Genomic DNA, 16441 nt, shown 5'->3' with positions numbered 1-16441 from the left:
AAACATATCTGCTATTTCTATTTGTTTTTCTATAATAGTTTTATCGTAGTTAAATTATTTACCAACCAAAAACTAAAAATTATGTTTAAAAAATTACTTTTAACTGCATTATTCGCAGGTAATTTATGTTCTGCACAAATTTATGATTTCAATACAGATGGTGATTTTGAAGGATGGACAGGAGCTCTAAACTGTACTACTTCTGTCGCAAATGGTTACTTAACCATTACACCTACAGATGAAAATACTATTGCCAAAGTATCTAACAATACATTGAGTATTGATGCAGACTCCAACAAGTACATACATTTTTTTTATAAAAATTTATCCGTTGCTACCAATGCAACAAGCAATGCTGTTGGTAATGGTAATGACCAATTAAGATTTGAGGCAGGGAATGGTGTTGAGTACGGAGGAAACAACAATCCTATCAATCTTAATTCATCAGACTTTGAAGTAAAAACAGTAAATATGAGCAACACTACTAATTTTAATTGGTGGTCGGGAACATTAACAGCTATTCACTTATACCCTAGAAGAAATAATTCTGGTTCTGACACAGATGACATTCAAATCACAAGAATAGAAATTAGCAATAGTAGTGTTCCTACTCCATTACCTGGGCCTGCATTTGTAGAAAATTTTGAAACTTGGTCAGGAACTATTGGAAACAATAATGGAAATACAGAAAACACACAAGGTGAATATGTTATTGTCGCTAATCCTGAAACGGGGGGAATCAATACTAGTAGCAATGTGTTAAAATCTGAACAAACTACTGGTTCTCCTAAGTGGGACTGGGTTGCTTTACAAAACATTGGTACTATTTTACTTGATGACAACAACGGTAAAGCTATTAGATTTAAAATTATGTCAGAAACTGAAACCACTTTCACTCTAGCCGTTATACCTTTTTTAGGTGGAGGTAGTTTTAAAGGACCTGATAATATCTTAGGAAATGAAGATGACAATTTAAACGAAAGAGAAATTACTGTTACTGCTGGTGAATGGCAAGAAGTAGAGTTTGACTTTACCAATTATGTAGCTATTAATGGAGGTGCTTTTTCTAGACTAGATATTGTTTTTAACAGAGATGAAAACAGAGATGGTGATATTTATTATATAGATGAACTTCAACAAGTCTCTCCTAGTTCTTTGAGTAGTTCTTCTCCTACATTCAGTAACCTAACCATTTACCCTAACCCAACTACTGGAATCATTAACCTTTCTGATATTTCTAAAATTGGGGAAACAATAATTATTTCTAACGTATTAGGACAAGTGGTAAAAACTGTAAAAACAAACAATGTTATTGACATTAGTAATTTACCTCAGGGAATTTATTTTTTACAAACAAAAAATTTATTGATCAAAAAAATCATCAAAAAATAAAATTTTCTTGTGCTCATTAAAAAATACTCCATCTAAAAGTTATTTTAGATGGAGTATTTTGTTTTGATGAATCTATTTCTGTAGTACTCAAACTATTTAAAGTAATGTTATAAAAAAGTCAAAGAGTTCTACATCTTTTTTAAATATTCTTTAACCATCCAGCAATACTAATTCTATTTCTAGTTAATGAAGGATGTACTTCATGTTCTAACTCATCACTTTTAAAAAAAACAGTCCTTCCACCCATTGGATATACCTCGTCTATTTTACTAGCATTGATGTACAAAGACAATTTACCACCATCATCTACAGTCCAATCATCATTCAAATAAATAATAAAAGAAAACTTACGTCCTTTTTCACTTTTAAACTGATCCAAATGACGTTTGTAAAAACTATTCACTTCATAATTGGCATAATGAAATTCATAATCGTTGATAGAAGTATAGCAGGTTCTATTCAAATACTGAATAAAACGCTCTATCTTATCCAAAAGAATTCGTTCGTATACATCTGTACTCTCATTATCAATCCATTTGATCAAATCTCCCCTAACAGAAGCATTTTTTTGATAATCAAATTTTTTTCCAATTCCTGCTGGATACATCTCTCCTTCTTCTAAATGAGATAACAGGTTGTTTTTCAAACCCAAAACAGTACTTTCTTCCATAAAACTCTCACAAAAACCATATTGGTCGTTTAAGAGTCCCTCAATCAGAGCTTCAAACTGTAGCTCTTCTTGGTTTGTTAAAACTTGCTCTTTCATATAACCGCCCAAGATAGCTGCTTTGGGAATTGTTTTTTTTGTTTTGATAATTTTAAACAAAAAATATTTTATTAAACAGTTGTTTAAATCAAACGTTTGTTTAATTTTGCTTGCGTTTTAAGAAATTAAAAATCTATACGCTATGAAATTAAATGAAAAACAGATTCATATTTTAAATGTATCAGAAAAGCTATTTGCTGAAAATGGTTTTGATGGCACTTCTGTTAGGACAATTGCTAAAGAGGCTGATGTAAATGTGGCGATGATTTCTTATTACTTTGGTTCAAAAGAAAAGTTGTTAGAAACATTTTTGTTGTATCGTATTGCTGATTTTAGAAATGAATTATTAAAAGTCATCAATCAAGAAAAAAGTTATACAGAAAGATTAGATGATTTGATAAAGCTTATCATCCATAGAACTCATGATAAAAGAAGAATGTATAAAATCATTCATTTTGAATTTTCTAATGAAACAAGAGGATTTGATTTTAAAGCATACACCAAAGAGAAATTAGAGAGTTTTAAAACTATCAAATCTTTTGTAGAAAAAGGACAAGATGCAGGTGTTTTTAACAAGAATGTAAATATAGAATTGTTAATGCCTACCGTACAAGGATCCTATTTTAATTTTTACTACAACAAACGTTTTTATAAAACTTTAATCCCCTTAGAGAATGATGTAGCTGTTGATATTTATGTACATCAAACTTTAACCAAACACATTCAACAAACCATAAAATCATTATTAACTTATGAAATTTAGTACATTTTTGTTTTGTTTATTGGCTTACATAGGTCTGCAAGCACAAAACAAACAAACTATAAGCATTCAAGAGGCAGTAGCCATCGCTATTACGCAAAGTGATGCTTCTAAAATAGCAGATACCGAAGTGATTACTGCAAAAAACGAATTGCAAATAGCCAAAAACTTATTGTACCCTGATGCTAAAATTACTGGGCAATATGCTTACTTAACCAATGCTGATGTCAATTTAAAAACAGGAACTAGTTCTGAAGGAGCAACTCCAAATGTCAATCAATTTATGTTTGGACAAGCAAGTCTTTCTATGCCTTTGTTTACAGGTTTTAGACTAAAAAATACGGTAAAGGCAAGCGAAAACAATTACCATGCAGCAACTTTAAACGCACAAAATGACAAAGAAGAAATTGCTTATAGAGTGATTGAAACTTACATCAATCTGTACAAAGCCAAACAAACAGTATTGCTGGTTGAGGAAAGTCTAAAAAGTGCTTTGCAAAGAGTTTTAGATTTCACCAACATGGAAATTAACGGAATTATTGCAAGAAACGATTTGTTAAAAGCTCAAATTCAAGCTTCTAATATAGAGGTGAGTTTAGAAGAAGCTAAAAAAAATGCAACTATTTTAAACTACCAATTGGCAGTGATGTTAAAATTACCCGAAAAAACAATTGTGGATATTGATGCGTCTGCTTTTAAAGATACATCGTTAATAACAACATCTGAAAATATTGAAAGAAGTGATTTGGAAGCGATGGATTACCAATACAAAGCTGCTGAAAATCAAATCAAAATAGCTAAAGGAAATTACTATCCAACCTTATCCCTTTCTGGCGGATATATTGCCTTGGATTTAAACAACGTTTTATCTGTTACCAATGCCATGAATATTGGTGTAGGGATTTCTTATGATTTGGCTGCTATTTTTAAAAACAAAAGTAAAGTGAAGGTAGCAGAAAGCAAAGCAAAAGCCTTGGAGTATGCCATCAGTGCCAAAACAGATGCTGTAAAAATAGAATTGGAAAATGCCAAACAAGATTATCAGTTATCAGTAAAAAAATACAATGTCTATGCTCAGTCTGAAGAACAATCTATAGAAAATTATAGAATTGTAAAAGATAAATATGACAATGGTTTGGCAAATACCAATGATTTGTTAGAGGCAGATCTAGAGCAATTACAAGCAAAAATCAACGTGACTTATGCCAAAGCAACTATTACAGAAAAGTACTATACCTGGCTAAAAGCACAAGGAAAATTAATCAATTTATTAGAAAAATAAAGAATATTTCATACCATGGAACAAAAGAAAAAAATCAACAAAAAATTCATCGCTATTATTTCTGTAATTGTAGTTATTGGGGTGGTATATGGAGGCTATAAATTTATTCACTCATTATCACACGAAGAAACAGATGATGCTCATATTGAAGCACACATGAGCCCTATCATTCCACATGTTGGAGGGTACATTCAAAAAGTATATGTATCAGATAATGAGCGAGTGCAAAAAGGAGATACTTTGTTTGTAATAGATAATAGAGATTATTTGGTACAAAAAGAACAAGCAGCTGCTAAATTATTGTCAGCACAAAGCGCTTTGTCAGTTGCAGAAGCAAGTATCAATTCTTACCAAGCAAATACCGCTACAGCTACAGCACAAGTAAATACTGCTACAGAAACTATTAAATCTGCAGAAATCAAATTATGGAGAGCACAAAATGATTTTGAACGTTATCATAATTTGTATAAAAGTCATACCATTACAGCACAACAATACGAGCAAGCATTGGCTGCTAAACAAGAAGCAGAAAACCAATTAAGAGTGTTAAAAAATCAAAAAACTGCTACTACTCGTCAAAAATCAGCAGCTACTTCACAAACTGATATTTCTATCAAACAAGTAGCCGTTGCTCAAGCCAATGTAAAAAGTGCAGAAGCTATGTTGGATGCTGCTTTGTTAAATTTGAATTACACCATAATTACAGCACCCATTTCTGGACAATTGTCAGCTGTTTCCTTACAGGAAGGACAGTTTGTACAACCAGGACAATCATTGTTTTATTTGATCAATACAAAAAACAAATGGGTGGTTGCCAATTTTAAAGAAACGCAATTAGAAAAAATGGAAAAAGGCCAAAAAGTTGGAATCAAAGTAGATGCATATCCTAATGAAGAATTTGAAGGAGTCATCACTACTTTTTCACCTGCAACTGGAGCCAAATTTTCATTATTGCCTCCAGACAATGCTACCGGAAACTTTGTAAAAACCATTCAACGTTTGCCTGTAAAAATTGAATTTACAGAAAATAATAACAAAGAAGCATTGGTAAAATTACGTTCAGGTATGAATGCCATCACCGATGTACATTTAAAATAAGTTTATGCAAGATCAAGACAGTTTAGTAGAGTATGGTTACCGCAGAGTCATCATTACCATTACAGCCATTTTATGTGCACTGTTAGAAATTGTAGATACTACTATTGTTAACGTGGCTTTGAATGATATGAAAGGTAGTTTAGGTGCTACGTTAACAGATGTTGCTTGGGTAATTACAGCCTATGCAATTGCCAACGTAATCATTATTCCGATGACAAGTTGGTTGTCTAAACAATTTGGGAGACGTAATTACTTTGCTACCTCCATCGTTATTTTCACGGTATCTTCATTTTTGTGTGGTAACGCAGACAATATTTGGGAGTTGGTCGCTTTTAGATTTGTACAAGGTTTGGGTGGAGGTGCTTTACTAGTAACAGCACAGACAATTATTACAGAAAGTTACCCTGCTGCCAAAAGAGGAATGGCTCAAGCTATTTATGGAATGGGGGTAATTGTTGGACCTACATTAGGACCACCTTTAGGTGGGTATTTGGTTGATAATTATGCTTGGCCTTATATATTTTACATCAACATTCCTATTGGAATTATTGCAACCATTTTAACTATTTTGTTTGTGAAAAGCCCAAAATATGGAGAAAAACTAAAAGCAAAACAAGTAGATTGGATTGGAATTGTATTGCTAGCTACTTTTATTGGTTCGTTACAGTTTGTATTAGAACACGGCCAGCAAGACGATTGGTTTGACAATTCTCTCATTATCACTTTATCTGTTGCTTCTTTTTTTGGGTTGATATTGTTTATTTGGAGAGAATTGGTGTACGAACATCCTATTGTGAATTTAAGTGTATTGAAAGATAGCAACTTAAGAATTGGTACAATGATGACTTTTATTTTAGGATTTGGACTGTATGGTTCTACCTTTATCATTCCCATTTACACACAATCAGTTTTAGGGTTTACCGCCACAGATGCAGGTTTGTTATTAGTTCCAAGCTCTATCACCACCGCTTTAATGATGCCTATTATTGGAAAATTATTACAAAATGGTGTCCCTCAAAAATATTTGGTTACAGGCGGTTTTGTCATCTTCTTTGTGTATAGTTTATGGATGTATGTAGTAATGACTCCAGATACAGGAACAGAACATTTCTTTTGGCCATTAGTGGTTAGAGGTTTTGGTTTGGGATTGTTATTTGTGCCAATTACAACCCTATCCTTATCTACTTTGGTAGGAAAAGACATTGGAGATGGTGCTGCATTTACAGGAATGACAAGACAATTAGGAGGATCTTTTGGTATTGCTATTATCACTACCATGATTGCCAGATTTACAGAACAACACAGAATAAATTTACTACCTAATATTAGCGCTGTAAACTTACAAGTTCAAGAAAGATTACAAGCTTACAGAAACATGTTTATGAGTAAAGGATTCTCTATCAATGAATCCATCTCAAAATCTTATAAATTAATGGAAATGTCTGTATTAAAACAAGCCACGGTATTGTCTTATATGGATATCTTTTTGTACTTAGGTATTTTGTTTCTACTGTGTATTCCTTTTGTATTATTGATTAAAAAAGGGGCTGGAAAAATTGATACTTCCTCTGTTCATTAACAATGATGAGTTTTTATAAGACATACTATTTTTTATATTTTTAAACCAAATACCCCTAGTGACTACAGACATCGCTAGGGGTATTATTTTACCTATATACAATTTTTATATTTTCTAAATACAAGACAAGATTTCTCTTTTAGTTTTTGAAACTACTTCTTTGCTTTAATTATAGGATTTAATAAACTCCAAACCATAAATCCTCCTGATAAATTTTTAACATTTTTAAACCCTTTATCTTTTAATTGCAGAGAAGCCAAATAACCTCTCATCCCTTTTGCACAGAAAACAATTGTTTCTTTATTAGTATCTAACATTTCTAAAGTACTATTTCTAAGAGTGTCTAACGGAATGTGAGTACTATTAGGAATCATTCCCATTTTGTCAACCTCATCATTTGTTCGTACATCTATCAATTGAAAATCTGCTCCTATTTCATGATGTTCCATTAATTCTTCCGCAGTAATTTCTACATATGTCTTTTGATAAGCATTCGTACCCACAAACCCCGCTACCACTACAGGATCTTTTGCTGGTGAAAATGGAGGTGCATATGCCAAATCTAAATTAGATAAATCTTCGATGGTCAATCCTGCGTAAATGGCTGTACTCATTACATCAATTCTTTTGTCTACTCCATGAGCTCCAAATGCTTCACAACCAAATATTTTTCCTGTGGTAGGACAATAATACGTTTCTAAAATAACATCTTTTTGATTTGGATAATATCCTGGGGTTGTTCCTGCAACAATCAAATTGGTTTCAAACGAAATTCCTTGTTTTTTCATAAAATCAGGATTCAAACCTGTTCTTCCTAACGTGTTTTCAAAAACTTTGATGATTGCTGTTTTGTAACCTCCTTTAAAAATTTGATTTCCTCCTGCTGCATTGGCTCCTGCTGTTCTTCCTCCTTTGTTAGAATGAGTTCCTAAAGGCAAATAGTCATGTTCCTGAGTAATTGTGTTTTTAATGCTTGCACAATCTCCAGCAGCATAAATATCTGGTAAAGAAGTTTCCATTTTCTCATTTACTTTTAGAGCACCATTTGCAATATGTTCCGCACCTTTTATGGTTAACATTTCTGTACTCGGTTTGATTCCCACACTCATCAATACAAAATCTGTTTTTATTTTTTTGTCAACCAGTGGAATTTCTACAATTCTACCTTGCTCAACCTTAAATTCATTTACAAACGTATTGGTAATTACCTCTACACCATGTTGTTCCAAAGTGTTCTGAGCAAATTTTCTAAATTTTGTTTCCCACATAGGTAAAATTCCATCACCCCCTTCTATTAAGGTTACTTTTTTACCTAACTCTATCAAATTTTCTACAACTTCTACTCCAATCAAACCTGCTCCCAAAACCGTTACATGCTCAGCTGTATCAATTGCTCCTTTTTGCATTATTTTATCAAAGTCTTCTAGTGTTCTACATGGAGACCAATTGCTTGCTTTTTCTAAATTCTGAACTCTTGGAATGATGGTTTTAGCACCCGTAGCAAAGACCAATTTATCATAATCATAAGTAGCTTTTGTAGTAACAACCTGATGTTCTTTTGGTAATATTTCTAGTACCTCTTCATCCAAATGCACATCTACATTAAATCTTAGTTTTAGTAAATCAGCTTCAACAACCAGTAATTTATCTCTAGAAGTAATAACACCTGATAGCGCATAAGGTATTCCGCAAGTTGCGTAACTAATATTACTTGTTTTTTCAAACAATTTTATGTTTGCTTTCTCATTTTCTCTTCTTGCTTTTGTTGCAGCAGAAGGTCCTGCTGAAAGCCCTCCTATAACGATAATTTTTGTTTCCATGCTTAGATTAATTTACTGTAAAAGTAAACTCAGAATAGAAAATTCACAGTAACAAAAGTCACATAAAGGATAAAATAGTATTTTATATAAAATTATCGTAAACTATGGAAAAACCTCCCTGGGGTAAAATATTCTAATTTTACTTCAGAGAGGTTTCCTTATTGTATTTTTAACTCTAGATTAATTTTTAAACTCTTGAGAGTAAACATTACCAAACCTATCAGTAACTTCTACTTTTATTGTTTTTGCAGTTTTGCTTGGTTTAAACACAAACATATGATCTGTTAATTGTGGTTCTACCCATGTTCTTCTTTCTGGTAATTTAGGTCCTTTGTGTAATTTAATACTTAAAGGATCTAATGAAGTTATACGAATCATATCTCCTTTTAGTTTCCCATTTTCATACCACATTACTTTCCATTCAGGATCCCAATTCCAAACATTTACAGACCACTCCTCCTTAAATTCTTTATTTTCTCCTTTAGGATACACTCTAAATTGATGTGATTTGTCTTTTCCAAAAGATTTATAATACCAAGACAATTCTGAACCTTTAACAGAATACACAGCATATCCGCTAGGTGTTCCATCAAAGCAAATAGGTCCACTCCACCAAGCACCACAAACAGTTCCATGACAATGTTCGTATAAATTGTCTGCCAAAACCATGTTGTCATTAAAATGGGTATGACCAGACATGATATGCGTATTAAATGGTGCCAACAATTTGTATAAATGAGCTCTGTTGCTAACCGTTCCCCCCATATGATTTTTTTCAGGATGCCTTGTTACCGATCCTGTATAGGTAGGAATGTGAAGAGATACAATAACGGTTGTTCCTGGTTTTACAAAACTTAAATCTTTTTCTAACCAAGCCAATTGTTGTTCATTTACATATCCTATGTATTGTTTATCTACTCCAATAAAAAAGACATCATCTAACGTAACATAATGTACATCTCCTCTGTTAAAAGAATAATAAGTAGGTCCGTATTGTGTATTAAATGTTTGTGCTGTCATTTCATCAGTTCTATTTCCTAAATCCATGTCATGATTTCCTATCACTTGAAAAAATGGAACATCCATCTGTTTTACAGAAGTATTGTAACTTTCAAACAACTCTAAATGATCAAAAACCAAATCTCCACAACCAATTCCAAATACATTTGAATTTGATTTTTTTAAATCTTTAATGGTTTCTATAAAATCTGGAGTAGAAACATTAATTAATTGTTCAGCTTCATACTCGTTCTGAATTTGAGGGTCTGCCAATAATAAAAAATGATGCTCTTTATCTGATTCTTTAAGTGGCTCTAAATCAAAAGTAAAAAACTGTTCTTTTTTAAATTTATCTACCTTTTTAAAATAGTTAGCAGATCCGTTTTTTAACTGATCTATTTCATAACCCGCAGGCAAACTTATATACACAAAATCTACATCATTTGCACTGTTAATTTCAAACTCTCCGTTTTTATCTGTCTGTACCAAGGTACGACCATCTGTTACCACAACCTTTGATATTCCTTTTGAACCAGACACTACCCTTCCTTTGATTTTTAACCCTAAAAAGCGTTCTTCGTTTTGAAATAAATTGGCTCCATAAGAAGTTTGAATACCTCCAATAAAAGGAATTGAACTTGTTACGATTCCAAGTTTTTTAATAAAATTTCTTCTGTTTTCCATGATGATATAATTAGATCAAGCCTGTTTGAAAAACACAAACAGACTTGATATTTAAATTTTACTTTAACAACCACATTACTTTGTTGATTTCATCAAATCCATCAAACTGACGGTCTAAAGCTTCTATTAAGTTTTGTTGATTGTAACTTGTTTCTGTAGTAGGATACAACCATCTTAATGGAATGGTAGACTTACTATTATCATTTAGACTTGTATTCGCATCAATTGGAAATTCAGGATAACCGTTTCTTCTGTATTCAAAATAACTAGATTCAGAATCTTGCATAAAATTTAACAAATAACGTTGCATCCAAATTTGCTCTAACTGATCGTTTGTATCTGTTTTTAATGCTGCTTCTCCTGTAAAATAAGTATCAATATAAGCTTGATCTATGATTACTCCATTTGTTTCTCCTAGACTACGACCTATAAAAGAACCTAAAATACTACTTACTCCTTCTTGATAATAAGTTTGAACAGATCCTGTAGAAATCCAATCTTTGATTAAGGCTTCTGCCAAAATAAGTTGTTGTTCTGCATAGGTAATTAACATTCTTGGTTCCGATGCATCTTCATTTAAATATCTTTCATTTAATAAAGAATATACATCTGCATTATGATTTGCATTCATAACTGCATATTCTATAGAAGTATCAACTCCTACATAAGCATCAAAATCCGAAGCCGATTTTCCACTTGTAATTTCTGCTCCTGCTGCTTCTCCAAAATAAAACAGACGTCTGTCATTTAAGTTTTTTAACTCCTCTACTAACAATTCACTTAAAATAGTTTTACTAGTAAAAATATCATTGGTTCCAGCCAAAGGATGTTTGTTTAAACTAGAATATTCCAAACCAAAATAACCTGTAGTACTCTCTAACAAAACTCCTTCTGAAACAATTTCTGAAAACCTGTTTTTAATTTCAACACTACTATTTCCTTCTTTTTTACTTAAAGTCATCAATACTTTTAAAGCAAAAGCATTCGTTGCTTTTCTCCACTTTTCTGGATCTCCATTATAAGGTGTTGGATCTCCATCAAAAGTTACTCCATCAGCAAACAATTGATTAGCTTGACTTAATTCTTCTAAAATTTGCTCAAAAATCTCTTCTTGTTCATCATATTTAGGTTTGTATACCCCTAACTCTCCTCCACCAGTTTCACTATATGGAATATCTCCCATTTTCATAGTTAATTTGTAAAACATATAAGCTCTTACAAACTTAGCAACTCCTTTGTATGAACTTTCCATGGGGCTATCTTCAGCATATTCTATCATCTTTTCAATGGTAGGCAAAATAGTCATCAAACCAAAACTACCATTTCCTAAATTATTGTATTGCGTAGCCATTTGTCCCTCGTTAGCATAACCTACATATTTTGCCAAAGCATTGTCCGAAATATAAGATTTAGCATCTCCTCCATTAAACTCTGCTACACTTAACACAACATCTGTACACAACATGGAAGCACTTACCACGGTTGTTGTATTAGGGTTTGTATTTAATTCATCAAACTCTGTACAACTTGTAAACAGCAATACAAAAATTGCTATTACAGTACTATATTTTTTATTTTGAATTTTCATGTTTTCTTTTTTAAGTCATTAATAAATTAAAAGGTAGCTTTTATGTTTACTCCCATATACCTTACTGACGGATCTGAAAAATTCTCCACTCCTCCATCAGGGTCAGAAAACTTAAAATCCTTAGACCATAACAACAAATTCTGTCCTATAAATGAAATAGAGGTTTGTTTGGCTCCAATAGTAGCTGCTGCTTTGGTAGGCAAATCATAGGTCATAGAAACTTCTCTAATTTTAAAGAAAGTAGCATCTTTTGCATCTAAAGTTGATGGACTACCACCCCACGCTGAGTTTTTATGAACTCTATTTACATATTCTTTGTAGGTAACAGCAACATCATTAGCTGCATAAACTCTATCATCTGAAGTAATATTTCCGTAATTATCGTACGTAGCACTTCCTGACACTACTTTTACTCCATCACTTATATAATTACTAGTTCCTGTACTTGCATCTAAAAATCTTTCTGGGACTACAGAGTCTGGATGGTTTCCGGATCTCCACATATAAGCCTCCGTAGTAGAAGCTATAATTCCTCCTACTCGTCCGTCTACAGAAACATTTAATCTGAAGTTTTTATATTTTAATGATGAGTTTAATCCCCAAATAGCGTCAGGATCAGAATATCCATATAAAGAGTTGTAAGATGAGTACAATGGCAATCCGTTGCTATGGATTATATTTCCCTCACCATCTTTTTCAAATTCATTCAACACAAAATGATCTACTCTTTCTCCTTCTTTTACCCAGGGTTGATCTACAGAGTAAACAGGATCTAGTTTGGTATAATATCTTGCATATTTAGACCAATTTAAAGCCAATTCCCATCTCCAATTTTTGGTTCTTATTGGTGTAACATTTGCTGTAATCTCTACTCCTTTTCTAGTAATTTCTTCTTCTGTGTTTACATAATTAGAACTATAACCAGAAGCAGAACTAATACTTGCCTGTTCTAAAAAGTCGTAACTTCTTTTACTATAATAGGTAGCATCAATAGAAAATCTATTTTTATAAAAATTTAAAACCGTACCTACTTCATAAGTTGTAGAACCTTCTGGTTTTACATCTGTTCCTCTAATAGTTGATGGGTAAGATGCTGAATTTAAACTTCCCCATGCTCCGTTAGTTACATTGTAAACAGAATTGATACTATAAACTCCTGGAGGTGTTTTAGAAGTTGACCAAGAACTACGCACTTTCCAGAAAGACAACCAATCTGTTTTAGGTAATAATTCTGACAACACAAAACTTGTGGATACGGATGGATACATATATGAGCGACTAGAAGACGGTAACGTTGAACTCCAATCGTTTCTTAACGTTCCTTCCACAAACAAAGTGTTTTTCCATGTAGCTCCTACTTTACCATAAACACTGTTTACTTGTCTTTGACTTACAATAGAAATCACATCAATTGGATTTACCGATGCATTTAGAGAATAGTAACCCGGAATACTCAATCCTCCTTCTGTAGTTGCTTGAATTCCTTCATCTTTAATGTAATAAATAGAACCACCTACAAATCCATCAAAAGTAAAGTCCTTTATTTTTTTATTGGCTGATAAAATAAAATCGCTGGTTATACTACTTCCTTTGCTCAGTCCTACATTGTAAGAACCATCTTTGGAAGCTCCCCATATTTGACTTCCTCCTTTAATAACTGTAGAAGCTCCTGCTCCTTGTAAAGAACCTTGAGAAATTCTAATTTCTTCTTGATTGTTATAGGTATCTACTCCTGTTCTCAATGAAGCTTTTAACCAAGAAGCAATTTCATACTCTAAAAATAATGAAGCGTTAAAAATATTTCTATCTATGCTGTGAACTCTTTCATATCTATCAAAATAAGGGTTGTTGTTGGTAGATGTGTAACTATTATTTTGAGATTCATTTTCTACCAACCAATAATCTTTGTAATTTCTAATGTCATAATCCGGAGAAGACCAAACCAATAAATTATACATAGGATCCTAACCTGTATAACCACTAAAACCAATATTTGGTGATTTTTGATTGTTGTAAGACATGTTTGTTGATAATTTAAATTTATCCAACTCCATTTCTCCTCCCAAACTATACGTAAATTTATCGAACATAGAATTTGGATATTGCCCTTTGTTTTGTACCCAAGTAACCGATGATCTTAAACTACCTAGTGCTCCTTTGTTAGCAATACTTAAACTGTTATTGGTAATATATCCTTGTTCTAAAAAGTTCTCAAAATTGTTTTTTCCAATAGGTAAATAAGGCATTTCTTTATAGCTTTTTGAAATAGGATCCCATTGTATAACATCTTGTCCTGCCATTTCTACACCCCAAGAACCTTGTCCTTTTGCATTGTATGTATTAGTGCTTGTGTTAACCAAACGTCCAAAAGTTGATTGCATTTCTGGAATGGCTAAAAAACCATTACTAAACATAGCACCTGTATTAAAAGCCACAGATACACCATTATGATTACTTCCTTTTTTAGTAGTAACCATAATAGCTCCATTTTCTCCTCTATACCCATATAAGGCAGCAGCAGTAGAACCTTTAAGAACACTTATTTCATCAATATCGTCTGATGAAATATCTCTTAAACTCATATTTCCATAAGGAATTCCATCAATAACCAAAAGTGGGGTTTCTCCTCTAAGTGTAATTTCTGGAGCTTCAGAAAATTCCGTACTATTTTGCACCAACAGTCCTGAAACTTTTCCTGTAAGAGATGTAGCAACATCAACACCTTTTACCGTTTCTAAAGTGTTTCCTTCAACTTTTTGTACGGAATAACCAAGTGCTTTTTCTTCTCTTTTAATTCCCAAAGCAGTAATAACCACTTCATTTAATTGATTGCTTTCTTCTTTTAAAACAATTGTATAAAAATTACCTTGAGTCACTCTTAGTTCATCAGATTTGTACCCCATAAAAGAAATTTCCAACATGGTATTTTTTTCTATACCATCCATAGAAAATGTTCCATCTAAATCAGCAGTAACTCCTCTATTTGATTGCCTGTTTAAAATAGTTGCCCCAAACAAAGGCTCTCCATCGGTTCCTTTAACAATTCCTGTAATTTTATCAGAAATTGCTTTTTTCATTGATTTCAGTTTTGTAACATAAATTACATTCCCAATTTTATTGCTAGAAATTTGATAGTGAGTTTTCAAAAAACTGAAAAATGTTGTCAGTTTTTGTTTGGATTCTGTTACCTCAATCAACTGATTTTCATCTATTTCTTGATTGTTATAAGCAAACGAAAAAGAAGTTTGTGTTTCTATTTGTTTAAAAATGGATTCTAAACTTCCTGTTTTTACATTAATGATGTCTAAATCTTTTGTGTTTGTTTGTTGTGCCGAAAATGTCCAACTCAATAAAAATGAGATTAGTAAGCATAGTTGGTTACGGCAAATAAAATTTTTCATAAATTTGTGTTTGAATTAAAGTTTAGAGGAGTGTTTAAATCTATGCCGGCAAGCTGATTACTCTCCTCTTTTTTAGTTTTGATAAATCTTGATTGTTTTTTTGTCTATTCTGTCATATTCTATGGGGGTTAAAATTTGTAATCCTTTTAATATTTCTTCTAAAGTCATATTTGTATCGTACTGAACTGTTAGCAAACTGCTCATGTTGATGTTCTTAGAATTGTATTTAAAAACCACATTGTATCTACGTTCTAAAACTTTTAAAACTTGTGATAATTTTGACTTTTTAAAAACCAATTTTTCTTGATTCCACAACACATTCTCCTTAAAATCAACTACATTTTTGACTTGCCTATTCTTTAGCTTGTCAATCAATAATAAATTATTTTGTGTTAATAGAGTAGTATCTACCCTTTTGTTGTACACTTCAACACTTCCTTCTTTTACATGAACGCTCGTAAAATCATTATTGTTATAAGAAGATATATTGAATTTAGTTCCTGTAACCTTTAACAAATTGTCACAGAAATTCACCTTAAAAGGAGCTGTTTTATTCTTATAAACTTCAAAATAAGCCTCTCCCTCAAGTTTTAAATTTCTATGATTGGTAAAGTTTTTTTGATAAGACAACGTAGAAGCACTATTCAACCAAATTTTAGTACTATCTGGCAATACAAACACTTTAGCAACCTCTCCTTTAGCAACCGTTAAAGTTATATATGTTGGAGCATTGTTTTGAAACAGATATGTGATTCCTAAAACCAATAAGATAGAAGCGACAGCAATATATTTGTATGGAATTAATTTTCTTGTTTTGGATTTCGACTTCTTGTTTTCTGAAACAAACCCCAATTCTTTACTAATTTTATCCCAAATCAATTGTTGCTTAGGCAATTCCACAACGTCTGATTCCATCGCTGCATTCCATTTTTGCTGAAACCAACTTTTTAGATTCTCATCATTTGAATCTTTTAACAACTCTAAAAAAGCCTGTAATTCTTTTTTAGAAGCGGTTCCATTTTCAATTTTGTTTTTATACTCTTCTATCAATTTCATCTAAACTATCTACTGT

The 16441-nt window shown here is 32.2% G+C and carries 12 protein-coding genes; 5 read left to right on the top strand and 7 right to left on the bottom strand.

The window, feature by feature from the left end; translation table 11 throughout:
- Positions 1–81: 81 nt before the first annotated feature.
- Complete coding sequence (locus Q4548_RS12860; RefSeq protein ID WP_303455687.1) at positions 82–1392, top strand: T9SS type A sorting domain-containing protein; 1311 nt, start codon at positions 82–84, stop codon at positions 1390–1392.
- A 139-nt stretch (positions 1393–1531) separates the two neighbouring features.
- On the opposite strand, the gene Q4548_RS12855 is transcribed toward Q4548_RS12860, so the two are convergent.
- Complete coding sequence (locus Q4548_RS12855; protein ID WP_303455686.1) at positions 1532–2218, bottom strand: 2OG-Fe(II) oxygenase; 687 nt, start codon at positions 2216–2218, stop codon at positions 1532–1534.
- A gap of 82 nt (positions 2219–2300) precedes the next feature.
- Between Q4548_RS12855 and Q4548_RS12850 the strand changes: the two genes are divergently transcribed.
- From Q4548_RS12850 to Q4548_RS12835, 4 genes are read left to right on the top strand one after another with little or no spacing between them, the layout of a single operon-like run.
- The gene (locus Q4548_RS12850; RefSeq protein ID WP_303455685.1) at positions 2301–2921 is read left to right on the top strand and encodes a TetR family transcriptional regulator; all 621 of its coding nucleotides are present in this window, start codon (positions 2301–2303) and stop codon (positions 2919–2921) included.
- Positions 2911–4200, top strand: coding sequence for a TolC family protein (locus tag Q4548_RS12845; RefSeq protein ID WP_303455684.1), 1290 nt, complete (start codon positions 2911–2913; stop codon positions 4198–4200). Before Q4548_RS12850 ends, Q4548_RS12845 begins: the two co-directional genes overlap by 11 nt.
- Before the next feature lie 15 nt (positions 4201–4215).
- Positions 4216–5298 (top strand): HlyD family secretion protein, encoded by a 1083-nt coding sequence (locus tag Q4548_RS12840; protein ID WP_303455683.1) that lies wholly within the window; start codon positions 4216–4218, stop codon positions 5296–5298.
- A 4-nt stretch (positions 5299–5302) separates the two neighbouring features.
- Positions 5303–6877, top strand: a complete 1575-nt coding sequence (locus Q4548_RS12835) for a DHA2 family efflux MFS transporter permease subunit (RefSeq protein ID WP_303455681.1) — start codon at positions 5303–5305, stop codon at positions 6875–6877.
- A 152-nt stretch (positions 6878–7029) separates the two neighbouring features.
- Here the strand turns inward: Q4548_RS12835 and Q4548_RS12830 are convergent, their stop codons facing one another.
- From Q4548_RS12830 to Q4548_RS12805, 6 genes are all read right to left on the bottom strand, one after another.
- Positions 7030–8697: an FAD-dependent oxidoreductase gene (locus tag Q4548_RS12830; RefSeq protein ID WP_303455679.1), complete on the bottom strand. Its 1668-nt coding sequence runs from the start codon at positions 8695–8697 to the stop codon at positions 7030–7032.
- 180 nt (positions 8698–8877) lie between these two features.
- Complete coding sequence (locus Q4548_RS12825; protein ID WP_303455677.1) at positions 8878–10380, bottom strand: calcineurin-like phosphoesterase family protein; 1503 nt, start codon at positions 10378–10380, stop codon at positions 8878–8880.
- 58 nt (positions 10381–10438) lie between these two features.
- Complete coding sequence (locus Q4548_RS12820; protein WP_303455676.1) at positions 10439–11968, bottom strand: SusD/RagB family nutrient-binding outer membrane lipoprotein; 1530 nt, start codon at positions 11966–11968, stop codon at positions 10439–10441.
- Between the two features lie 26 nt (positions 11969–11994).
- Entirely contained in the window at positions 11995–13926 is a 1932-nt protein-coding gene (locus tag Q4548_RS12815) for a hypothetical protein (RefSeq protein ID WP_303455675.1), read from the bottom strand.
- A gap of 6 nt (positions 13927–13932) precedes the next feature.
- Positions 13933–15369 carry a carboxypeptidase-like regulatory domain-containing protein gene (locus Q4548_RS12810; RefSeq protein WP_303455674.1) on the bottom strand — a complete coding sequence of 479 codons (1437 nt, stop codon included), beginning with the start codon at positions 15367–15369 and terminating at the stop codon, positions 13933–13935.
- Positions 15370–15441: 72 nt separating this feature from the next.
- Positions 15442–16425, bottom strand: a complete 984-nt coding sequence (locus Q4548_RS12805) for a FecR family protein (protein ID WP_303455672.1) — start codon at positions 16423–16425, stop codon at positions 15442–15444.
- Between the last annotated feature and the right edge of the window lie 16 nt (positions 16426–16441).

The sequence above is a fragment of the Wenyingzhuangia sp. 2_MG-2023 genome (genome assembly GCF_030548295.1).
Classification (GTDB): Bacteria; Bacteroidota; Bacteroidia; order Flavobacteriales; family Flavobacteriaceae; genus Wenyingzhuangia.
The sequence above is the reverse complement of the archived record's forward strand: the minus strand, read 5'-3'. Positions and strand labels throughout refer to the sequence as shown.